Annotated in this window: 23 protein-coding genes; 3 read left to right on the top strand and 20 right to left on the bottom strand. The window is 41.8% G+C overall.

The genetic code is table 11. The features are described from left to right. Window positions 1-108 precede the first annotated feature (108 nt). Both EIH20_RS02900 and EIH20_RS02895 read right to left on the bottom strand, forming a co-directional pair. Entirely contained in the window at window positions 109-669 is a 561-nt protein-coding gene (locus EIH20_RS02900; protein WP_124057863.1) for a LemA family protein, read from the bottom strand. Window positions 670-745: 76 nt separating this feature from the next. Next, on the bottom strand, window positions 746-2,215 hold the full coding sequence (locus EIH20_RS02895) for an FAD/NAD(P)-binding protein (protein WP_124057862.1): 1,470 nt from the start codon (window positions 2,213-2,215) through the stop codon (window positions 746-748). Between the two features lie 131 nt (window positions 2,216-2,346). On the opposite strand from EIH20_RS02895, the gene EIH20_RS02890 reads away from it, so the two are divergent. After that, entirely contained in the window at window positions 2,347-3,303 is a 957-nt protein-coding gene (locus tag EIH20_RS02890) for a VOC family protein (RefSeq protein WP_124057861.1), read from the top strand. A 145-nt stretch (window positions 3,304-3,448) separates the two neighbouring features. Here EIH20_RS02890 and EIH20_RS02885 read toward each other — a convergent pair whose 3' ends face one another. Both EIH20_RS02885 and EIH20_RS08535 read right to left on the bottom strand, forming a co-directional pair. Further along, complete coding sequence (locus tag EIH20_RS02885) at window positions 3,449-3,760, bottom strand: hypothetical protein (RefSeq protein ID WP_124057860.1); 312 nt, start codon at window positions 3,758-3,760, stop codon at window positions 3,449-3,451. 28 nt (window positions 3,761-3,788) lie between these two features. Continuing rightward, window positions 3,789-3,929 (bottom strand): hypothetical protein, encoded by a 141-nt coding sequence (locus EIH20_RS08535; RefSeq protein WP_164470841.1) that lies wholly within the window; start codon window positions 3,927-3,929, stop codon window positions 3,789-3,791. Window positions 3,930-4,030: 101 nt separating this feature from the next. On the opposite strand from EIH20_RS08535, the gene EIH20_RS02880 reads away from it, so the two are divergent. After that, entirely contained in the window at window positions 4,031-4,354 is a 324-nt protein-coding gene (locus tag EIH20_RS02880; RefSeq protein ID WP_124057859.1) for a hypothetical protein, read from the top strand. A gap of 19 nt (window positions 4,355-4,373) precedes the next feature. Here the strand turns inward: EIH20_RS02880 and EIH20_RS02875 are convergent, their stop codons facing one another. From EIH20_RS02875 to EIH20_RS02805, 15 genes are all read right to left on the bottom strand, one after another. Further along, window positions 4,374-5,450, bottom strand: a complete 1,077-nt coding sequence (locus EIH20_RS02875) for a hypothetical protein (protein WP_124057858.1) — start codon at window positions 5,448-5,450, stop codon at window positions 4,374-4,376. Next, window positions 5,440-7,929, bottom strand: coding sequence for a PEP/pyruvate-binding domain-containing protein (locus tag EIH20_RS02870; RefSeq protein WP_124057857.1), 2,490 nt, complete (start codon window positions 7,927-7,929; stop codon window positions 5,440-5,442). Before EIH20_RS02870 ends, EIH20_RS02875 begins: the two co-directional genes overlap by 11 nt. Continuing rightward, window positions 7,926-8,828 carry a UbiA prenyltransferase family protein gene (locus EIH20_RS02865; protein WP_124057856.1) on the bottom strand — a complete coding sequence of 301 codons (903 nt, stop codon included), beginning with the start codon at window positions 8,826-8,828 and terminating at the stop codon, window positions 7,926-7,928. Before EIH20_RS02865 ends, EIH20_RS02870 begins: the two co-directional genes overlap by 4 nt. Then, window positions 8,813-9,691, bottom strand: coding sequence for a phosphatidylserine decarboxylase (locus EIH20_RS02860; RefSeq protein WP_124057855.1), 879 nt, complete (start codon window positions 9,689-9,691; stop codon window positions 8,813-8,815). The genes EIH20_RS02865 and EIH20_RS02860 overlap by 16 nt, the downstream gene beginning before the upstream one ends. Further along, complete coding sequence (locus EIH20_RS02855) at window positions 9,692-10,294, bottom strand: CDP-alcohol phosphatidyltransferase family protein (protein WP_124057854.1); 603 nt, start codon at window positions 10,292-10,294, stop codon at window positions 9,692-9,694. It lies immediately after the preceding gene. Window positions 10,295-10,312: 18 nt separating this feature from the next. After that, window positions 10,313-10,906 (bottom strand): CDP-archaeol synthase, encoded by a 594-nt coding sequence (locus tag EIH20_RS02850; RefSeq protein WP_124057853.1) that lies wholly within the window; start codon window positions 10,904-10,906, stop codon window positions 10,313-10,315. 227 nt (window positions 10,907-11,133) lie between these two features. Further along, window positions 11,134-11,412, bottom strand: a complete 279-nt coding sequence (locus tag EIH20_RS02845; RefSeq protein ID WP_124057852.1) for a type B 50S ribosomal protein L31 — start codon at window positions 11,410-11,412, stop codon at window positions 11,134-11,136. A 119-nt stretch (window positions 11,413-11,531) separates the two neighbouring features. Continuing rightward, window positions 11,532-12,512, bottom strand: a complete 981-nt coding sequence (locus EIH20_RS02840; RefSeq protein ID WP_124057851.1) for an ABC transporter permease — start codon at window positions 12,510-12,512, stop codon at window positions 11,532-11,534. After that, window positions 12,512-13,627: an ABC transporter permease gene (locus EIH20_RS02835; RefSeq protein ID WP_124057850.1), complete on the bottom strand. Its 1,116-nt coding sequence runs from the start codon at window positions 13,625-13,627 to the stop codon at window positions 12,512-12,514. The genes EIH20_RS02840 and EIH20_RS02835 overlap by 1 nt, the downstream gene beginning before the upstream one ends. Beyond that, a complete protein-coding gene (locus EIH20_RS02830; RefSeq protein WP_124057849.1) occupies window positions 13,624-15,186 on the bottom strand; it encodes an ABC transporter ATP-binding protein in 1,563 nt (520 codons plus the stop codon). The genes EIH20_RS02835 and EIH20_RS02830 overlap by 4 nt, the downstream gene beginning before the upstream one ends. 121 nt (window positions 15,187-15,307) lie before the next feature. After that, window positions 15,308-16,402, bottom strand: a complete 1,095-nt coding sequence (locus EIH20_RS02825; protein ID WP_124057848.1) for a BMP family ABC transporter substrate-binding protein — start codon at window positions 16,400-16,402, stop codon at window positions 15,308-15,310. A 17-nt stretch (window positions 16,403-16,419) separates the two neighbouring features. Further along, window positions 16,420-17,133 (bottom strand): purine-nucleoside phosphorylase, encoded by a 714-nt coding sequence (deoD, locus tag EIH20_RS02820; RefSeq protein WP_277423379.1) that lies wholly within the window; start codon window positions 17,131-17,133, stop codon window positions 16,420-16,422. A 149-nt stretch (window positions 17,134-17,282) separates the two neighbouring features. Continuing rightward, window positions 17,283-17,759 carry a Cys-tRNA(Pro) deacylase gene (ybaK, locus tag EIH20_RS02815; protein ID WP_124057846.1) on the bottom strand — a complete coding sequence of 159 codons (477 nt, stop codon included), beginning with the start codon at window positions 17,757-17,759 and terminating at the stop codon, window positions 17,283-17,285. A 107-nt stretch (window positions 17,760-17,866) separates the two neighbouring features. Next, entirely contained in the window at window positions 17,867-19,138 is a 1,272-nt protein-coding gene (locus EIH20_RS02810) for a UDP-N-acetylglucosamine 1-carboxyvinyltransferase (protein WP_124057845.1), read from the bottom strand. Window positions 19,139-19,155: 17 nt separating this feature from the next. Further along, complete coding sequence (locus EIH20_RS02805) at window positions 19,156-19,992, bottom strand: hypothetical protein (RefSeq protein ID WP_124057844.1); 837 nt, start codon at window positions 19,990-19,992, stop codon at window positions 19,156-19,158. Between the two features lie 187 nt (window positions 19,993-20,179). Here EIH20_RS02805 and EIH20_RS02800 point away from each other — a divergent pair, with 187 nt between their 5' ends. Further along, window positions 20,180-20,836, top strand: coding sequence for a lecithin retinol acyltransferase family protein (locus EIH20_RS02800; protein WP_124057843.1), 657 nt, complete (start codon window positions 20,180-20,182; stop codon window positions 20,834-20,836). Between the two features lie 55 nt (window positions 20,837-20,891). Here EIH20_RS02800 and EIH20_RS02795 read toward each other — a convergent pair whose 3' ends face one another. Continuing rightward, window positions 20,892-22,166: an MFS transporter gene (locus tag EIH20_RS02795; RefSeq protein WP_124057842.1), complete on the bottom strand. Its 1,275-nt coding sequence runs from the start codon at window positions 22,164-22,166 to the stop codon at window positions 20,892-20,894. Between the last annotated feature and the right edge of the window lie 8 nt (window positions 22,167-22,174).

Raw genomic sequence — 22,174 nt, 5'->3', positions numbered from 1 at the left:
TACCTATCGCATGATCAGCTGGTCAGGTGACCGAGGATTTAATAGAGGTAGTTTCTCAAACGGAGACTTTGAAAATCGATATAGTCTTCCTAATTGCTCATCGCTCTGTTAGAAAGTTACTTGTGGCACTTGGCGAGCAGCTTCCGGTGTTTCAAGATATGGTTTCACCTTAAAACCATGAACGCCTGCTACAATATTATTAGGTACGGTTTGCACTTTAGTATTAAATTGACCAATAGAAGAATTATACAATTGACGAGCTTTAGCAATTTTATCTTCTGTATCACTTAAGCTCTTTTGTAATTCCATGAAGTTAGCGTTAGCTTTTAATTCTGGGTAAGCCTCAGCAACTGCTAGTAAACGAGATAAAGCTCCGGTTAATTCATTAGATAATGCATTCTTTTGTTCAGGCGTTGCGTCCGCTGGTAAATTCACCATTTGTTGACGGGCTTTCACCACTTCTTCTAACGTTTGGCTTTCATGCTTAGCATAGCCTTTAACCGTCTCAACTAAATTAGGAATTAAATCATTCCGGCGTTGTAATTGCACATCAACTTGACTAAAGCTTTGTTCAGCCCAGGTTCTCAATTTAATTAATGAGTTATAAATGCCAATCCAACCCGCTATTAATACTACGACAATAATCGCGATAATCATCCACAAATTCATTCTACTCACTCCTATTTTGCTAAATTTATTATAATACCATCTTCATCATATCACATTCTGAAAAAGCTACCTAATATTATTCCTTAGCCTGCCACTCTTTGACCAATCGATCGATCAAACGTTGGGCTTGTTCCTGAATTTTATTCGTTGAATTATTCATAAAGATCGCTCCATTAACCAAAAGCCCATGTCCATGTAAAGTGGACCATTCACCAAAGCGCGGTGAGATAAGATTCAACGTTTGATAATTAAGCGATAATCCACCAGCAGTATCCACTTGCCCATATTGCTTATCCAATAGATCCGCAAAAAGGGCCTCTTTTTCGCCCAAGTTCTGCAATTTAAAGTCCATACCGGTGGCATTAAAAAGCCAATCGGCCTCATACTCATAATCTTGCGTCTGTAATTTAAAGCCTTGATCTAAGACATCGATCTGTTTCAGACCAGCTACTAATTGAATGCGTCCTTGATCCATGCCTAGCAAAAGTTCTTGCGCAGAAGTCGCTGGCATAGGATTTCTGAAGCAGACTAAAGCTTTTTGGTAGCGTTGGTTGAACTGACGTCGACAGGTTTGGCTCATAGCTGGCCAAATCTGACTCATGACGACGGAAACTTGAAGCAAAATAGCTTGCATCAAGCCAACCTGCTGAGGATTATGCAAAGTCATCTCCATTCCCGCACGTCCTGGCAGAAAATAATGGGCCATAAAAGCATCATATTCTAAATCAAAGCGCGCTAATTCCGCTTCAAACAAGGCTTGGAACTGATCAAAACTAAACCGTCCACCATTCACTGCTAACAAGCGGGCCACTTTTGCATCGGTAAGATAATGAAAGTCTAACTGGTAATCTTTCCCACGTACACTAGGAAAATAACCTTGACGGGAGACAAAAGTAAGGCTTGGTTGGGTAAAATGTTCATAAAGATATTTAGCTACGTCAATCGCAGATAAGCCCGAACCTAAAATTGCTAGTCGCTGAGCTTGGTTGAGATGTTGAGGGATAGCTTCCAAGGGATAAACCTCACCAATATAATGTGGGTGTCCCTGTAATCCATAAGGGTCTTGGCTCGGCAATTCACCACAACAGAGATGGACTCGATCAAAAACTTGCTCAAAACCTTGATCATCTAAACTTGTTGTAACTAACCATTTATCTAATTTAGGAAGCCAAGTTAAACTCTGAACTTTGCTCCAGTGCAACTGCGCTCCACTTGCCTCCACTAATGCTTGACTTCGCTCATGGAGATATTGACCAAATAGCCCGCGAGATACATAGGATTCTTGACTTAAACTTGGTTGATTCGAACTCAACCATTCTTTGAAATCTAATATGCGGTCAACATCATAAGAAATTTGGTGTGTTCGTGAATTGATGATTGCCTGTTCCGCCTGTTCTCGAAAGGCTTTCCCTTTGCCAAAACTCAGTGGACTATCATAGCAATCTATTTGAACCTGATAGTCAGGATGACTTTTCATCGCCTTTACATAAGCCAATAAAACAGCCGATCCGCTAACTCCCATACCAATAATGGCTACACGTTCCATCCCTACACCCCCAATCTTATCATTATTATTCTAACCTTCTTTAAATCATCCAACAAGTTGAAACCTTTGGTTTGTGACCTATAGGCAATTATGATATTATTATCACCACCATTTGAACAAAGGAGACATGTATGAAGCTTAATTTCGTTTTACCACGACTAAAATTATTTCTAGTCTTATTCGTTAGTCTAATCTTAGGGGCTGCTGTCCTAGCTAAAACTTCTTACGCCCAAACTAGCCCAAGCCAAACTCACCTTGAGCCAGCTTCCTATCAGCTAAATGCCCTTAAGCCTAAACAATTAGCTGACTTTTATCATCAGAGCTTAGGTTTGTCACTTTTAGACAGCCGAACTGAAAAAAATTATTACCGCTTAGGAACACCGGAAGGTAAAGTCTTACTGGAAATTTTCCCAGCTAAACTTGAGCATCGAAATACTACCGGCCTCTACCACACAGCCTTTCTCTTTGCTTCTGAAAAGGATCTAATGAACGCCTATGCTCGTATGATGCGCGCGGGTGGCGGTCGACTCCAGGGTACCGCAGACCACGGAGTGAGCCAAGCCATTTATTTTGCTGACCCTGAAGGCAACGGTATCGAGCTCTATCATGACAAAGACCCTAACGTTTGGCCGCGAGACACGGCAGGCAATATAACCATGGGTAACCAACCCTACGATATTAGCCGTTTCTTAAAACAAGCCGACCCCGCCTACGAAGCCATTCCTAATTCAGGAAAAATCGGCCACTTCCACCTAGCAGTAGCCGATATACAAGCAACACGAGCATTTTACGAAGGCTTACTTGGCTTCGGTGTCACTTCCAGCGAAAATATCGACTCCCTCTTTATGGCTAGCGGTTCCTATCACCATCATCTGGGCGCCAACACTTGGGAAACACTCGGCGCCACTGGACCCCAAGCTGACCAACAAGGACTACGCCGCGTCATCTGGCATACCTCAGACAGTCAAGACTTGAGCCTCATCAAAGACCGACTTAAGCAAGCGGGCCATCCTTTCCAAGACCATGGTCAGCAACTGGATTTAATAGATAATTCCGGTATTCCGATTCAAATTAGACTAGAAAAGTAATCACCCATAGCTAAAAGTCATAACTAGGCAAAAAGCCCCCAGTTTAGTTCGCCAAAACGAGCTAGCCTGAGGGCTTTAGATTAATCCATTTATTGTGACACGTTAGTTTGTTTCTAGGGCTAGTACTAAGGTTTTTCAGTTAGACTTATGACTCAATTTTATCCCAAAGTCGATTAGCTTGTCGTCTGATCTTTCGGAAAAGGCCTCGATTCTTTAAGCGTTTTTCTTCTTCTGGATTGCGTTCCATACCCGCACCTAAGGCTACCCCAAAAGCTAAACCTGCTGGTAACGAATTAATAGCCGCACCAAATACTAAACCCAAGCCAAGACCAACGGCCATCCCTTCAGCCACTCGTCGTTTTACTGTTTTACCAGTTGACGCCTTTGATTCATTCGTCGATTGGGTTATTTCCTGTTCACGATCCTTTACGGAGTCTGGCGTATTTAACTGTTTCATAGCTTACTCACCCTCTCTAAAAAGCGCTTTACTTGCGTTCTTGTGCTCGTTTCGTCAAAATTAAAGAAAGAAAGATGCCCCATGGAATACTGTATAGGCCTAAAACAATCGCCCAACCTAAGGCCATGGACCCTTCTTTTTGTTTCTGTGGGTTACTCTTATTATGCATGATTTTGCTCCTTTTGTTAACGACCCTTTAAGTATATTCATAGTATAATGAAATTTAGTCAAGAAAACAAAAGTATCAAAATAAATAAGGAGGCGTTAGCCATGACTCAATCAAACAAAACGACCAAAGGCCATCTAATTATTGACCAAGAAGCCATTCCTTTCGCCCAAGTCGATTACTATCTCCAACAGAAGGACTACTGGGCCCAACAGATATTAGACCACTATAGTGAACAATTTCCGATTGCCAAACGAACCTTCAAAGGAAGTCAAAGCGAAGAGACCATCAGTGGCTATAACCAAGAAGGTGATTTATTAGCCCAGGTTCGTTTAAGTCCTAGTATCATTCAAAGTCTAGATCAAGCAGAACTCTTTGGGCAAGTCAAGCAAGTAATGGCTGATTTGAGCCGGCCATTACATCCCTAAAAGAAAGATTTACTTACTCTTAGCTTAAATCCAATTCAAATAAACCATAATAATGACGGCCTCCTTGGAGAGCCGGAACATAGTGAGCACTTACCTTACCTTCTAAGATTAAAGCTCCAACCGTTCTGGCTCTTCGTTTTTTTATCTCCTGAAAAACAGGATAACCCATGGCTGAAGCCAAACCTAAGTGTTCTGGATCGACCCCAATATACATAACAATATAGCGCTTAGCCCGCCGACGACAACGCCAAATTCGCCAAAGTTTGCTCAGACTGAGGGCACCATATAAGTCCATTTCATAATCCGGTAAGGTAATAAAGAAGCCCACTAATTTTTCATGCTTATAGGCTAGCTTCACCATAGAGAAATCCAAAATCCAAGCCAAAGGGGCAAACAAGGCTTTAAACTGAGCTTCTGTAATCGGATGATAAAGCGGGAAGTCAGCATATAAACGCATCAGTAGCTGATAGACTTGTGCTGACACACGCGCCCAATCTCGTCGCTCAGGGGAAATAATCTGATAGTCCGCTTGGATAAATTGAGCGTAACGCTTGGCTAGGCGATAATCATCCTGGCCATCTGGTATGGATAGATACATATTAGACAGATAGCGATGTTTGAGCTTAAAACCTACTTCTTCCCATAATTGTGGATAATAAGCCAAATTATAAGGCTCTCCAGTAAATGGTTTCTGGTCGAAATGGGATAAACGCATACGATAACCTAACCAAAAGCTGGCCTGTACCGGACCCACCATGACCCGACCGCCCCAAGCACGGGCGGTCTTTTTTATTTGGGCTATGAACGCTGCCATTACAGCGACATCCTCTATTGACTCAAAATAACCCAAATAAACTTGACTAGGATGATCCTTCAATTGACTCAGGGCGCCACGAATCACCACTCGGTCTTGATTGTCATAGCCAACAAAAGCTTGAAAGCGATATAAACGACTGAGGACATGTTGCTCTCGTATCTGGTCTCGCTCTTCTTTAGATTGATGGAATTTCAATGAGCCATATAATTGATCGCCAAAGGCAATAAAGTCCGCCTCGGTCGCTTGGTAGGGGAGAACCTTTTTAACTCTAATCTGCATCTCTATGGTCGACCCTCCTCACTATGCCTGTTTGCCCGTCCATCTCCACCCAGTCTCCCGACTGTAAGAATTGAGTGGCTCCTTTAATTCCTACGACCGAAGGAAGACCTAATTCTCGTGAAATAATAGCTGTATGAGAGAGTAGCGACCCTTGTTCAGCAATAATGCCAACCGCTTGCGTCAGCAAATAAACCCAACCGGGATCTGTCATTTTCGTTACGATAATCTTACCCTGACCCTCGGTTACCTGATGGATGTCGGTTACCACTAGAACAGGCGCCTTTACTCGCCCTTTGGCACAACCAATTCCCTGCCAAGGACCCTCCTCATTAGCATCTTGACTGACCCAAGCCCCCGCTAGAGCAGTTGGTTGGATGATAGCTTGGTCAAAGATTAAGCGCGAAAAAGCAGGCCAAGATTGGTCAGCCTGATGGGCTGCTTTAGCACGTTCAACTTGTTGCCGAAAATTTTGCGTCGTTGGCCAAGCGAAGACCTGATCTAAGGACAGATAAAAGACATCACCGACTTCAGCCAACTGGCCTGCCTCAACTAGACGCTTGCCTGCTGTCAAAATAAGCGTTCGCATCATACCATAGATCCGAGTTCGGTTGAGACGGGAGCTTTCCCGATGACGAATGCCTAATAAAGCGCGTTTCTGGATAGGCTTCAGATACCAAGGCAAAGCTTTCGCTGAAATTGTAGGTTTTTCCATCAGAGGAATGTTGTTACCCAAATTTGGATTTAACAACCGTTCTTGAAGTAAGCGCAACAGACGAACAGGATCCGTCCGAAAAGTTGGCGTCTCTAATTTTAATTCTTCTGGTGCCCGATCGCCAAACTGCTCGATAAAAGCATGGACTCGATCTGCCATAGGATGATGACTGTCTAATAAAGCTTGCCAATCAGCCTCTGTCTGGGCTACCAATAATTGTTGTCGCCAAGTTTCATTCCCTGACTCTTGCAAATGATTGACTAGGTCTTGTAGCGCTATCGCTGGTCCCATACTGGCAATGTGTTCAATTTGCGCAATTTGAGTCTGAATGGGTTGACTGGCCTGCATTTTCTGTAGCAAACCTGTAAAGATAAAGGCATATAGATCATTGATCAAAGTAATATCCCACTGATCCAATACTTGGGTTTGGATAGCTTCGAACATGTCTTTGAGTTCTACTAATGATGCCTGAGAATGATAATGGTCCGCAAAATAGCGGGTCACATGTTGAAAATCCTGATTGAGTTGACGCATTAAGGCCGGCGCTCGGAAAAAATTCTTCGCTAAGGCAAACCCAACCTTGAGATGTTGCCAACGTGTCAAACGCACTGTCAAAACAGGCAAACGACGATCCGTCACACCTAACATATCTTGCCAAATCGGAATAATACGCTTAGAAAAAGGTAATAAACCCAAAAGTTGATACCAATTCTGAATTTGATAATAGAGCCGGTGGCGATAGGTCGCCAACATATTAGCTAAAATAGGTTGATAAGCTGTTAAGATGGAACTTTGTTCCCCGACCATACGGCGAGCTAGTTGCGTAAAAATCCCTTGATAGGCGGCTTGGGCAAACCCACTCGTTAACGGAGTGGTCGTGCCAGGATAAGATTCCACAATATTACTATTATCTAAAATCACGGGCGCTTGGCCGGTCAAACTAGTAATGGGTCGGACTTGCAGTAAATAGACTTGATCCTTAGCAAAGGCAAATTCAATATCCAGATAGGGCCCAAAAGTCTCTTTCAATTGAGGACTCAAGTCCAAGAGTGCTTTTTGATACGCTTTTGGCATTAAGGGCGCTTGGGCTGCTTGATCAACCAAGGTCAAATCATCCGCTGGATGATAGTAGACATGAGTCGTCGGGACCCGATCTTCTACAATGGCTTGACCCGCACCAGTAGCAAAAACAAAGACCTCTTGATTCAAAAGCCCTTGGGGGTTGGCGGTAAAATAGATACCTGCATAATCACTGGCTACCTGTTCTTGAATAATAACCGTCATCTTAATTTGACTTAACTCTATTTTATTCCGTTGATAATAGGCTAGAGCGGCTGGTGAATACAGAGAAACGACCACCCGACCCATGGCTCTAGCTGAATCAGCTACGGCGACGTCAAGAACCGACTCAAACTGACCAGCAAAAGATAAGCTAGCCCCATCCTCCACATTGGCCGATGAGCGAATGGCATAAGTTTTTTCACTAGTAAGGTCATTGCTGAGTTGGTTTTGAACCTGGTCCAAGTCTGCTTGCCACCACTGATTGAATCGTGTGACCAATTCCCGGCTCAAATCATCTAGCGGCGTCGTTTGTGCAGCTAATTTTTGCCCCTGTTCAGTTAAATAAACTTGGACTTCTTCCTGATCAAATAAGCCTATATGATAGGCCACTAATGCCGGCACTGGCAACCCTAACTCTTGCATCTTAAATAAATTTTGTGCCTTCGATCCTAACCTTGGATCCCCCGCTCGTACTTGTTCAATCAATGTACCCACTCCATTATTAGGTGACTAACGACGGACAATACCATCGTTGCTTCTGTAATATAAGTGTAGCGCTCAACTTGCTCTTTTAGATTAAACCGATTAGGATCGGTGATGAATTGTTGAAAACGCCAAGTCATCCATGACACATTCAGAATTAAAACGACAACTCCTAACCACGAAATTTTCCACAGCAACAAGATATTCGTCACAATATCAATCAGAGTTAAAATTTGAACAAAACGGGAAACTTTTTGATAACCGAATAATTTGGAATAGGTGACGTAGGCTGTTTCATCTTTTGGAGCTCTGATTTTACGGCTAATTTCCCAAATTAAGCTAGGAAAATACATGGTAAAGGCCAAAAGAAAGACCTGCCAAGTAAGCATAGATAGGCCGTACTTATAGCAAACAAAAGAAATGGTATATAAATTAAGGACCATCATCACCGGATTGTGGGTCACCAACGCCAAGGGTAGCGAATTCTGAATTTTATCCTTCTTGAAGAACCACAAGGACATCAAAGTTCCATATATATAGAGGAAGAAGAACCAAGCTTGATTATTCATTAACCAGACATTCAAGAATACCGACAGACAGACAACAAAACCTAAAGCCCAAGCCAGATCTCGTTTATAAACTCGTCCAGAAGGCAAAGGGCGGTCTGGAAAGAGGCGTCGGTCTGTCTCATAATCTTTGAAATCATCCGCAATCCGCAGAATCATTAAAAAAACAAAAATAGTAAAAATACCCACCCACTCTTGAACACCCAGACGAAACTGATAAATTCCCATATTCAAGAGCAAAATAAAATAAATCTCCGCAAAGACTAGGGCCGCTAAACCAAAACGTTGACCCAGAGGATACATCTCTTTAAAGTAAATAGCTAATCGTTTAAGCATATTTTCTCTCCTATCACTTGTCCGATTTGTACTTGACACTCAAAACCCGCCTGACTCAAGCGGTTGATTTCTTCACTAACTTCTACCACCTTAGCCGGATAAAGCACCAAAATAGCCGACCCGCCTAAACCAAAGTAGCCCTTCTCCTGTCCGGCTTCTAACTGGGCGCACAAAGAATTATGAATTTTACCCACTAAAAGGGCTCCGATTTCCATCTGAATGACGGGAAAGCCATCTTTTGTATCTAGCAAACAATATTGTCGCACGTTTTCTTTAAAGACTGGATAGTGGTCTTGGGCCAATTGGCGCACAGAATGCAATTTGCCCGCCAAGCGCCGACGAAGGCGAACTTGACCAGTCTCACAGGCTAAATAACGGTGATAATCTTCCACACCCAAGCGATAAAGAAAGGCCATCCCTCCCCTAAACAGATTGGCTAATGGCTCATCCACTAGTAAATCAACTAGACTATAATCTTGATCTTTAATTCTAAGAGACAAAGTCTCATCGACAGTATAGACTTGTAATTTGGCTTGAGCCACCGCTCCTATTTGCTGAGAATTCCAAAGTTTGATTTGATCATCTTGATATTGACGTTTAAAAAAGGCCGCAAAGGTCTTATAAGGTCCATCCTGATAGCACGATAAGTCTATGTCATAGGTTTGACAGAAACGCTCAATTTTCCCTTTGGATAAGGGAGTGTAATCCCACCATGAATAAACTTTAGTGAAAAAAGGCCGCACCAGCCAGGCTAAAATTAATTTTCTAAGAAGATTTGAGCCATACAAACGTTTAAGCAAACCGTCTTGATAAGCTTGTTCTTGAACCCACTTAGATTTAGTTAGATCGTAATATTTCGCCATCTAAGCCAGTCCCCCTAAGCCGAATAAGGTCACCACGGCTAATATCAGCAAAAACAGATAGGCCCATTTATTAGGCTTGGGTAACTTCACCTTCAAGACAAATAGAAGGGGCATCACGAGACCCAAGGTCAGCCAAGTGGGAAACAAGTAGTGTGGCCCAAACCAAGACACGACCCAATAAGATAACGGAAAAACTAGCGCACTATAAGTCACCGGTAAGCCCACAAAGTACGAGTATCGCTCCTCAGATTTAGCATTGCGATTAAAATAAGCCAACCTAGAGACCGCAGCTAAAACATAAAGAATCGCCAAGAATAGCCCCAAACCAAGAGGTTTAATTTGGCTGAACAGAAGACAAGCAGGCAAGGCCGCAAAGCTTATCATGTCACACAAGGAATCAATCTCCACCCCAAAGGCTTCTTGAGCCGGTGTTCGCTGGCAACGACGGGCCACCTGACCATCAAACAAATCGCAAATTCCAGCTAAAATAAAAACCATCATGGCTAAACGGATATTTCCCTGAAAGACGAGAGCCATAGCAAGCACCGCAAAGCTCGCACCCAAATAAGTCAGAAAGACTGATTTATCATATTCCCCAATCATACGTTTCCTCCTTCACCTTCATACGGGATTGTTCCGCAAACCACAACGATACAAGACCTGATTCACTGCAACATGAGTAAAAGCACCGAGAAAAACAATGCCCAAACAATCTAACCAAGTAGCCGTTGTCAGTTGATACGTTAACCAAGCACAGCCCAATAAAGAATCAATTTGATCAAGAACAAAGAAGAAATGACGTTCAGGCCCGCGTCCCAACTTGCCCGGTACAATCGCAAAGCGCCGCTTTAGGAAGGAATTAGGCAATTCCCATAAGGCATAAGTTAACCCTAACAGCAAACCTAAGACCGCGCTATTTATTAAATTATCTGTCCAAACCGGCGCAAAAAAGTTATAAGTTTGCAAAGCTGGCCAAATTTTCATAATAATCGACCACAGCACTTGCATGATTGCCCCACTCATCATCATGCCGAAAAAACCTTTCCAGGTCTTATTGATACCAAAAAAAGGACGGCCATCCCAAGCCAAGCGCCCCCCATCTATCGACCGCTTCCAACGATCCGCTATGGGTTGCTTACAAAACCACATATTTAAGGCCCCTGCCAAAATAACCGGCATTAAACTCACATAGAGTTTGATGATTCTAGCTATCACACTTCCACCTCTGAAAGACTCTTATTTCAAAAACACATTTCTCCTTTAGTATACTCAATTCCTTAAGCAAACTCATCGAAAATGATAAGGATATGAAAATTTTTCTTAATAGCGATCAAATGATAAAAGGCCCCGTACTTTTTAGCCATCAAGAGAGGAAGGGTCAATAAAATTAATTTCCAAAAGAAAAAGGCTTCCCTTTCGGGAAGCCTTCATTATATTTAAAATTATTCTGCGTCTTCTTTTGGAGCCGCGTTTTTGTCTTGGAAACCGTATTTCTTGTTGAAACGGTCGACACGTCCATCGGCTTGAGTGAATTTTTGACGTCCTGTATAGAATGGATGTGAATCAGACGAAATTTCCACACGGATTAATGGGTAAGTGTTTCCATCTTCCCACTCTACTGTTTCATTTGATGATTTAGTAGATCCTGATAAAAATTTGTATCCGGTAGTAGTATCCATAAACACGACAGTCTGATAATTCGGATGAATTTCTGGTCTCATTTATTCTACTTCCTTTCTGCCCTAAACTATTTGCTAGTCTAGAGTTAATAAGTGCATAATATGCAACACTAGAATAATACCATGCATATTCTCTAATTGCAAAGAGATTTTGCTAAAAATTATGATTCCAATTCTTTGGAAGTTTGACTTTCTGGGTCAACATGGTCAACGACTACTTTTTGCAAGACACGACGTTTAGCTGTCTTCTTACGGTAAGTGTACAAGGAATACATCACGATGGTCGCTAGATAGGGAATCATATAAATAAATTCTGACGGTATTTGCGATACAGCTTGCAGTTGGTTCCCTAGTTGGTCAAAAAAGCCAAATAAGACGGAAGCAAAGAGCGTACCTATTGGCGCAGTGCCACCAACGTAAGACGCAGCTAAGGCAATATATCCGCGACCAGATACCATCCCTTTGGTAAAGACTGTTAGGTAGCCCATAGACATAAAGGCACCCGCAAAACCGGTTAAGACACCCGAAAGGATCATAGCCAAATAACGGGTCTTAGTAACAGAGACCCCCACTGATTCTGCTGCATGAGCATTGCCTCCCACCGAACGGATCCGAAGTCCTAGCGGTGTTTTGAAAAGCAAATAGTGAACCAAAAATACCGCTATAAAAGCCACATAAACTAAGATACTTTGGCCTGAAATAATACGACCTAGAAACGGAATGTCCTTGATAAGAGGAAGGGTTACGTTTGGAAAAACTCCACTCTTTAAGGCTGAAGAGACGCTTTTTGAATCACTAATTAGATACAAAATGAAGACCGTCGCCCCACTCGCGAGCAAGTTTAAAGCAATCGCAACCATGATTTCATCGGCATCCATCTTCATTTTAAAGTAAGCTAATACCAAAGTTAGGCCAACACAAACTAAAATCGATAAAGCTAAGCCAAGCCAAACATTTTGTGTAAGCCAAGATCCAATAACTGCAAATAAGGCTCCGAATAACATAATCCCTTCAATAGCCATATTGGTAATCCCACAACGTTGAGAAACCAAAGCGGCTAAAGCAGCAAAGAGAATCGGCGTCGTTGAGCGGAGGACACCAAACCATAAATCTGGATTTAATAACAATTCAAATACATTCATTAGGCTTCCTCCTCTTCAAGATGTGCAGCGGTTGAGACTTTAACAATTTGTTGTTGCTTCCACTTACTTAAAAATGCTTTAGCAGCGATTAGTAAGATGATGATAGCCTGTACGACGGAAATAATTTCAGCCGGAATATCCGAAGTTCGATTGAGGATGTCGGCTCCTGTTCGTAAGTAGGCCAAGAAGAAGGCCGCTAGAGGAACATAGAGAGGATTATTCCGTGCCAAGGTAGCAATAATAACGCCATCGAAACCATAACCTGGCGACTCACTCCATTTAAAACTATCATAAATCCCAAACATTTCTGTGGCACCACCCAGACCAGCAATTGCTGACCCAATCACTTGAGCCAAAATAATGGTAGTCGTCACTTTCACGCCAGCATAATGAGCGAACTGCTCATTTAGTCCTGTTGCTCTTAAACTATAACCCCACTTGGTTTTGTAAATGACCACATAGGCTAAAACGACAAGAATCAAAACAATCACTAAGCCCCAGTGAAGCCGCGTCCGTTCAAGGAGTTGACCTAAATCCACCCCATCCGGTAGCGGTAAAGACTGTAAACTTGAAGAAGATGTATCGCGAACAACATTATTAAAGATGTATAGGACTAAATAGCCCACAACATAGTTCAACATGAGAGAGGTTACGAGTTCCGAAGCACCGAATTTTTCATTTAAAAGAGCTGGAATATAACCCAATAAGCAGCCCGCTACGATAGCCGCTACCATCCCCAAGAAGAGGGTCACAGGAGGAGTAAAAGGACTATTGACCCCGATGACACAAGCCAAGATTGCCCCTAAATAAAAGGACCCTTCGGAAATAAGGTTAAACCGTTTGACCTTAAAAGTAATGGTAATAGCCAAACCTGTAAAAGTAAGTGGAATTAACAATTCCAAAACATTAGCAAAGCGACGACGGCTCGTTAACGGACCTAATATCAATTGCTTAATCGCATGAGTCGGATCATCTGAAAGCAAGAGCACCATAATGAGAATAATCGCCATGGCAATTAGAATCGACATAAGCGTTCTGAGAAACTCAAAGCGACTTTCAATGCCTTTGACTTTCCGTCGAACTTGATTTTGTTTTTGGCTAGTCGTAGCTGTCATCTCATCACCTCCTCTAATTCACTTGAACTCATTTGTTTTAGTCCTAACATATAAAGACCTAATTCTTCTTCAGTCACTGTGCTCGAATCGGCAAAATAGGCTACAATTTGTCCCTCGAACATCACCATTAAACAATCCGAAACTGTAAGTAATTCATTAATATCAGCAGAAACTAATACAACCGCCGTTCCTTGATCACGCATTGCCACTAATTGTTCATGAATGAAACTAGCCGCTCCCACATCAATTCCTCGCGTCGGCTGATCGGCAATTAAGCAAGCACTTGCCTCGCTCATCTCACGCGCTGCGACAACTTTTTGCATATTACCACCTGAAAGCATGCGGACAGGAGTTTGTTCACTATCTGTCTTAATTTGATATTCCTTCACTAGCTGTTGACTAAGTTGATTCATTTTAGCCTGATTCAATAAACCCTTGTTCTGAAATTCTGGCCGATCGAATCGATTAGCCATCATGTTTTCTTCGATGCTAGCATCCGCCATCACGCCATATTTAAAGCGATCTTCTGGGATATGATTCATTCCCATCAAACGACGTGCCTTCACGCCATTTTTCTGTGGACACATTTGACCTTGTAGATAAATATTGCCCTGATAGTGACTTTGTAAGCCAGTGACACAGTCAATTAGTTCACGTTGGCCATTACCTGCAACACCCGCCACCCCGACAATTTGTCCTGGATAAACGTTAAATGTGACTCCTTTAACTACTTCATTAAAGTCATCATCAACCACATGCAAGTCTTCTACTCGTAGTACAGGGGTAGCTTCTTTCTTTTGTGCTGGTTTTTTTGTTATTTGCGAAATAACTTCACGGCCTACCATCATTCGTGATAAGTCTTTTAACTCAACATCTTTTAAATCATATGCCCCGACCGTCTGACCAGCCCGCATAACGGTCGCTCGACTACAGATTGCTTTAACTTCATTTAATTTATGCGAAATAAAGACGATAGTATGACCATGATCGCGTAACATCTTCAATTGAACAAATAGCTCATCCGTTTCTTGTGGCGTTAAAACAGCTGTTGGCTCATCCAAAATCAAGAGTTTGGCACCTCGAATCAACGCTTTCAATAATTCAACTTTTTGCTTTTGGGCAACATTCAAATCTGCTACCCGTTGGTCCGGTCTAACCTTGAAGTGGTATTTATCGGCTACTTCTTGCACCATTTGTCTAGCCTTTGACTGATTGATAGCTAATCCTTTAGTTGGTTCCATTCCTAAGATAATATTCTCAGTCACTGTTAGATCATCATCTAGCATAAAATGCTGGTGGACCATCCCAATTCCTTGTTTGATTGCTTCTAAAGGATTTTTGAAATTGACTAATTGACCATCCCAAAGAATACGCCCTGAGGTGGGAGCTTCACTGCCAAATAAAATCTTCATCAAAGTAGACTTTCCAGCTCCGTTTTCACCCATCAAGGCATGAATTTCTCCGTATTGAAGAGCCAAATTAACCGCTTTATTAGCCATGACACCATTAGGGTAAACCTTGGTAATGTCTTGCATCTCGAGTATATACTGTTCGGTCATCGCGAACTCCTTTCACATTTTACCGTTTAGCAATAAAGACAATAATCCGTATCGACTACTAAACTTAGCTTAGTAATCGGTACGGATTGTTTATTGTTTAATTAGTCATCTAATAGACGTATTATGGCTTAACTCCATCACGGATTTCCTTCACTTTTTCAGTCGGCATACCATAACCTGAATCTACTTTAATTTCGCCTTTGATAATCTTATCTTCTAGTTCTTTCACTTTAGCTCGTAAATCTTCAGGATACGCTGCTTGGAAATACTCATTATCAGCTAGACCAACTGATCCTTCTTTAATCCCTAATTCTTCATTGGCACCTAATTTAAGTTTACCTTCTAAACGTAAACCAATTGCACGATGCAATGAATCGCCAACATTCTTAAGAACAGAGGTCGGAATAACTTTAGCGAAGTCTTCTTTACCTTGAGCTTTATACATCATAGCTTGGTCACTATCGACACCTAATACTTGTTTCTTATTCTCAACAGCGGCTTCAATTAGACCTACACCAGAACCTCCGGCTACGTTAAAGACAATATCAGCCCCTTGATTATACATAGCAATACCCAACTCTTTACCTTTAGCCGAATCCGTCCAAGATCCTACGTACGAGGTGGCTACTTTAATGTCAGGTTTAGCTTCTTTAGCTCCTTGAATAAATCCAACTAAGAAGTCAGAAATGATATTTTGATCAATTCCTCCTAAGAAACCAATCACGCCAGATTTAGATTGAGCAGCTACTAAATATCCACCTAAGAATGAAGCTTCATTGGCTTTATAGACAATGGAATAAACATTTGGGTAATCCCCTTTAGAAAAGTCAAATTCAGTATCAAATATCCAGAACTCAACATCTGGATAATCAGGCGCATACTTCGTTACAAATTCTGATAAGGTTGAGCTCACAATCACAACATCAACCCCAGAGTCCGCTGCATCTAAGAAGTTTGGTTCAAATCCGCTTGGATCATCACCGTGTTCAATAATTTTAACATCGATTTTCTTGCCAAATTCTTTTTCAGCCTTCTCCATACCAGCTACAGCTGAATCAAAGAAAGACATATCGCCCCGGTTACCAATTAATAAGGCAACTTTCAAAGGTCCATCTTTTTTGTCTGCTGCTTGAGCAGTTGGTAAAGACCCCCATAGAGGCGCTAATAGACTAAAGGCCATCATCAAAACACAAAGTTTAGTAAAAAATCGTTTCATTATATTTTCGTCTCCTTTTATTCTGGTGCAATTTCTAGTGCTAGTTCCATCATTTGGCGATAGGCTTGTTGGCGCTCTTGAGCTGATTCAGACTCATCGGTAACGAGACTATCACTGATAGTAAACAAAGCTAAACTACGTTTACCCAATTTACGAGCTGTCGTAAAGAGGGCACCGGATTCCATCTCGGCTGCTAAAACTCCGTATTGAGCTAATTTTTGGCTTATCTCTACTTTCTCATCGCTATAAAACTCATCCGAAGATAATACCGTACCAAAATGGGTTCGAATTCCCATTCGTTCCGCCTCTTCCTTGGCCTTTACCAATAAATCAAAGTCAGGTGTTGGGGCAAAACGCGTATTGCCAAATTTATTATGGTTAATAATGGAATTTGTGCAGGCTGCAGTCGCTACTACAATATCTTTTAGTCGAATATCAGCTTGTAAAGCACCTGCGGTACCAATTCGTATGATGGTTTGAACATCATAAAACGCAAATAACTCATGATAATAAATCATGGCTGAAGGCATCCCCATGCCTGAACCCATGACCGAAATGCGCTTACCTTTATAATAGCCAGTATATCCATACATGCCGCGGACTTGATTAAAGCATTCTACTTGGTCCAAGTAGGTCTCTGCAATGAATTTTGCTCGCAATGGATCGCCCGGCATCAAGACGGTATTCGCAATTTGGTCTGGACTGGTCGCCTCAATATGAGGGGTTGGAATTTGACTCACTTTCATCCTCCTTTGACTTTTTAGTTTTTATGACCTTTTGCACAATAGCGCATTAAGTCTAGCATTCGGGGTAAGCGCTGTCAATATTTGTCTATAAATAATGGTTGTTTTACTCGTCGCTTATCTATTCTAGGTGATTCTTAGTCGATTAAATTGGCTATTTTAATCGGAAAGACTTTTTGAAAATCTTCACGTGCCATCTGAATTTGATAGCCGATTTTACCTGCTGAAAATATAAGTTGGTCTTGACTTAAAGCCGATTGATCCAGAACAGTCGGAAAAACTTTTTTCATACCAATCGGTGAACAACCACCATGGACATAGCCGGTTAAGGCCAACAAATCTTTCTCTTTTATCATAGCAATCGCTTTCTCATCCACTGCTTCCGCTGCCGCTTTCAAATTAAGACTAGCTGCTACAGGAACCATAAAAACATAATATTGTTTAGATTTTCCTTGGGTAACTAAAGTTTTAAAGACTTGATCTGGATTTTCGCCTAAGCGTTGAGCTACTTGCAAACCAGTCGTTCGGCTATCACCTTCATATTGATGTGCTTGGTAGGCTATACCTCGTTGATCTAGCCACCTCATCGCATTGGTCTTAACGGGTTTTGCCATCTTATTGCCTCCTCAACGAATAAAAAGAGTCGACCTCTCAACCAAATTTTGGCTGTGCAACGGTCAACTCATGATGAAATTTGTCGCAGTTATTCCTTTCGACCAGATTAAATTTCTGGACTATCATCCTCAATCATTTCAATATCAGCACCTAAATCACGAAGTTTACCGACAATATTCGAATATCCTCGCAAGATATTTTCGACACCTGTAATAACGGTTTCCCCTTCCGCGATCAAACCAGCAATAACTAAGCAAGCACCCGCTCTTAAATCGCTTGCTTTAACTTCAACACCCGTTAATTTAGCTGGACCCTTGGTACGGATGATATCGCCATCAATGCGAATATCAGCCCCCATGCGGTTTAACTCAGGGATATGTTTCACCCGTTGTGGATAAATGGTGTCCGTAATGGTGCCTTCCCCTTTAGCTAAAGCTAATAGCGGTGTTAAAGGTTGTTGTAAGTCAGTCGCAAAGCCTGGATAAGGTAAGGTTTTGATAGAGACAGCTATAAGATCGCGACTCGGTTTTACGAAGATGCTATCTTCGCCTACTTCTAATTCAACGCCCATCTCCATAATTTTGGCGATAAAACTTTCAATATGTTCGAACAAGACATTATTCACTTTCACGCCTTGGCCCATAGCCGCCGCTGCAGTGATATAAGTACCTGCTTCAATACGGTCAGGAATAATAGTATGGTTACAACCATGCAATTCTTTAACCCCTTCGATTCGAATGACATTGGTTCCAGCCCCTTTAATTTGAGCGCCCATCTTATTCAAAAGCGTAACTAAATCGATAATTTCAGGTTCACGAGCCGCATTTTCGATAACGGTTTTGCCTTCTGCACGCACCGCTGCTAAGATACAGTTAATAGTCGCCCCAACAGAGACTACGTCCATATAGATGCGAGCCCCTTTCATGCCGTTAGGCGAAGTCAGGGTCACGACTCCAAATTCATCTTGTACATCCACCCCAAGTGAGCGAAAGGCTTTCAAATGTTGGTCAATCGGACGAGGACCTAAGAAGCAGCCGCCTGGCAGACCAATAACCCCTTCACCGAATTTAGCCAAGGTCGCTCCCATGAAATAATAAGACGCTCGTAAACTTTGAATTTTCCCAGTTGGCATTGGAATCGACACCATTTCTCGGGGATCAATGCGCAAGACATTATTTTCAAAGTGAGTCTTCACATTAAAGTCATTCAAAATTTCAATCAAGGAATAGACATCCTGAATATCCGGTACCCCTTCAAGTACAACCTCTGAATCAGCCATAATCGCTGCTGGGATTAAAGCAACGGTTGAATTTTTAGCACCATTGATTGTAATTTCTCCTGTAAGGGGTTTTCCACCACGGACAATTAACTTTTTCATAATTTACTCCTCGTTTATTAATTTTCTTGTTTAATGAGCTTAAGGGCGGTCAAAATATCATGATTTAACTGGCTTAGGACCTGTAAGTGAGGCTTCTTGTCTAGACCAGCGAGCGTCATTAATTCTAACAATAATTCATGAATTTGCATAGGACTTAAATGGCAACGGGCTTCAATCCATTCAGGATTAACATAGACCACTTCGTGGGCAACCATATTGCGCACTAATTTCTCAACTTGTCGCATTTGTTGAGCCTTAGCAACCAAGTCAGGATGTTTACTATAGCTTTCGATTAATTTTAACAAATGACTTGAAGACACATATTGTTCGTAATCGAAGCTATCTCCATAATAATGATGCCAAGTACTTTGAATTCGGTTGGGCTTAGCCATCACCTTACTTCTTGACCATTGGATACCTCGATACAGATTATCACCGTGATCAGATTCTTTATGGATAGGTTCCATGTAATCTGCCAAATTTGGCATGAAGTCATGCTCAATTAATAAGCGAAAGACATTGACTAAAATAGGCGTTAAACCACGCAAGTAATCCATATATTCGTGCCGTTTTAATTGAACACTTAAATAGAGAAAATAAGCATAGGTCGCTTGCTCTAAGTCTGACCCTTGAAGTAAGTAGTCATAATTCAATCTTGGTGCCAATTGAGCCACCGTCTTTAAATCGACAGCCAAAATCGCTTGTGCTAGACTTACATAAGCTTTTGCTGACGCATCATTGGCTAAACCTATCTGTTCCAAGTATTGGTTCAAAGCAAGATAGTCTTGATCTTGAAGCATATATTGAATCAGGATCTCTTGTTGGCCCGACACGGCCTTGGTGTGTTCATTCACTGCCCGTCACCTCTTTAAATATAATCTCTTTTTTATTCTAACATAAGTCTAGCTAAAGTCCTATCCTGACCTTTAGGGAAGACAGAATGTTAATAGGAAGAAAATATTCACCTCACTCACTTTTTACTAGCTTTTTAAGCTTAAGAGCGTCAAAATAGAGCTAAGGAATTGTTAAGGAGTGATCGCTATGTTAAAACAAGATTTATTTAAACAGGCGATTCATTATGTGGTTCATCTAAATAAATTACGACACGATACTTGGGACCGTCTGCGAAAAGACCATCGCTTCTTATCCTTTAGCGAAACCTTTTCCCAATTAAATCCTTTTCCTTATCGTAGTCCCTATTTAAAGAAAGCCAATGAATTGCTACTCGAATTATCCGACTTCACAGATCCACCCCCACTTAAATTTGCCGACCTAGATGAAGATGCTCAGGCCAAACTCAATAATCTAGGCGTGACTTTGCGGAACCCTTTCATTAATGGTCAGGATGTTCGTTGGCCCAAGCCAGCTGATCATTTGTTTGTTTCCTTTGGCTTTTTTACTCACCATGGAATCTATATTGGTCATAATCAAGTCATTCATTTCTCAATAACGCCAGATTCTTATAAAATCATTCAATCCAATTTACAAGAGTTTTCCATGGGCTTACCCATTAAACGTCTAAATAATGATCAGAGCCCGCTGACTTATTCCATCAAAGAAGCCATTCAACGGGCCAAAAGTCAGCTTAATGAAACTGACTATAATCTGCTCTATCAAAACTGTGAACATTTCGTCATCTGGTGCCGACAAGGCGACACTGATGATTTCGTACCTGATGACATGCTTTCTTCAAACTAAACAAAAATAATCCCCATCTCGCTTAAAAGTGAGATGGGGATTTCTTCTTATTAAATTACGCAAGACGAGGATCGAGGTCATTGGTCACTTCATCAACTAGACTTGCGGGAACAGGCTGGCCTAATTGGCTATAAGTCGACCACTTCAATTGTTTGATGGTCAGCATAGCGGCTAAACTAATTAAGTATAAACTTGCTAAGAAAAGCATAACCATCGTCGTATTTGAGCGATCGAGAATCATCCCAATGATAACTGATGAGAAGCCACCAATAGCTCGGCCGACATTTAAAATCGTATTGTTAGCAATCGAGCGAATGTGACCCGGATAAAGGCGAGTAATCATAGCTCCGTAGCCAGCAAACATCCCATTGACGAAGAAGCCAACCAAAGCACCACCGATTAACATAGCTGTGGCTGTATGAGCAAAGGAGAATAGATAGACTGCGAGTGCAGAAGCTACTAAGAAAATACCGTAAACCAAACGCGGACCAAATTTATCTAATAATTGGCCAAAGACAAGCATCCCGATACACATACCCACAATGGTTGCCACCATCCACTGTGAAGATGATTTAACAGAGATACCAATACTTTTCTCCATAATTGTTGGTAACCAGTTCATCATACCGAAATAGCCAGCAATTTGAACTGTGGTCATCACCATTAGGGCTCCTGTTTGAGCCGCTAAGGCTGGAGTCGCAAATAATAAACCAATCCGTGCTTTCTCTTTGGTCTCTTTTTGTTGAGTAGCAAAGCGATCAAAAATAGCATGATCATCTATCGTCATAACCATCCAAGCCACTAAGACTAAAGGAGCCAGACCAAACAAGAAAAGACCACGCCAACCAAACATAGGTGCAATTAAACCAGCTAACATAGCCGATGAGATAGATCCAATTTGCCCGGCAATCCCATTTAAGGAAGAGATGCGCCCCATCTTCTCTGCTGGAACGATTCCAGCCATAATGGCAATGGCCACCCCATATTCACCACCGACACCGACACCCGCAATAAACCGCATCAAATAAAGGTAATGAATATCTTTAGTGAAGAAAATTAATCCAGTAGCCACCGAGAAAATGATGATCGTCCATTTAAAGACTTTGAATTTATTATAACGATCGGCCAAGACACCAAATAATAGGCCCCCTGCTAGCATCCCAAAGTTAGTAATGGTCGCAATCCAGCCCCCTTGGGTCGCTGATATGCCCAATTGAGCAATAATCGATGACATAGAGAAAGCAAGGAACATGACATTTAAATCATCGGTCCCAGAAGCGACAATCGCTGCAATTAAGGCACGTTGAGTATTTTTTGATAAGTCTTTCATTATTATTA

This window comes from Vaginisenegalia massiliensis (assembly GCF_900604935.1).
GTDB lineage: Bacteria > Bacillota > Bacilli > Lactobacillales > Aerococcaceae > Vaginisenegalia > Vaginisenegalia massiliensis.
This window is presented reverse-complemented; position numbering and strand designations above follow the sequence as displayed.